Source organism: Candidatus Cardinium hertigii (assembly GCF_003788695.1).
Genome location: NZ_RARA01000006.1, coordinates 3,959 through 4,292, shown reverse-complemented (window position 1 = coordinate 4,292; position 334 = coordinate 3,959).

Sequence of the window (334 nt, the reverse complement as noted above, 5' to 3'; positions counted from 1 at the left end):
TTTTTGTACGTCTATTTTAAGAGAATTTTTCAATTTTTACATCAGTCTCAAAATTTTTTATTGCCTTATTTATTCATTAATTCAATACATAAATGTTTTGTGAGTAAGTTTTCTTTAGAGAAAGAAAAAGGAGTTCACAAGTCTGTTTAAAAATATAAAAAGTCGAAACTTGATTTCAAAAACATTTCTATTATAGGTTGAATTTAATGAAAATTGAATGAATATCGGCGCGGAAAGTTTTCTTCCTCCGAGCCCCAATATATGAAATCATTAAAAAAAATTCTATTAAAATTACAGCCGATAAATATTTTAATTTTTCTGTATAATATTAACA